Below are 508 nucleotides of genomic sequence, written 5' to 3' on the forward strand. Positions count from 1 at the left end.
GGGTGCAGCTCCGTTTCGTGCCGAAACCAGACAAGGACAGCGCGCCGATGCGCGAGGGCAGCGTCGACCTCGAAACCGGCGTGGTCGGCGGCTCGACCGGGCCGGAGGTGCGGGCGCAGGCGCTGTTCCGCGACCGCTTCGTCGGCGTCGTGCGGCCGGGTCATTCGTTGAGCGAAGGCGGGATCACCGCTGCCCGCTTCGCCGCCGGACGCCACATCCTGATCTCGCGCCGCGGCCTCGATCGCGGGCCGGTCGATGACGCGCTGGAACTCGCGGGGCTGGCGCGGACGATCACGACCGTGGTCGGCGGCTTTGCCGAAGCGCTGGCGCTCGCCCGCGGCTCCGACCTCATCGCCACGGTGCCCGAGCGCTACACCGGCAAGCTCCGCGAAGGCCTGTTCACCTTCGCGCTGCCGATGCGGCTCGCCGGGCTCACCATCTCGCTGCTATGGCACCCGCGCGTCGACGCCGACCCGGCGCATCGCTGGCTGCGGGGGATCGTGCGCGA

1 protein-coding gene is annotated in these 508 nt (G+C 72.8%); it reads left to right on the top strand.

Annotation, left to right across the window (positions count from 1 at the left end):
• Positions 1-508 (top strand): LysR substrate-binding domain-containing protein (locus EOA38_RS38550; protein ID WP_245481044.1); only part of this gene is annotated, 508 nt, incomplete at both ends.

The sequence above is a fragment of the Mesorhizobium sp. M1E.F.Ca.ET.041.01.1.1 genome, assembly GCF_003997355.1.
GTDB lineage: Bacteria > Pseudomonadota > Alphaproteobacteria > Rhizobiales > Rhizobiaceae > Mesorhizobium.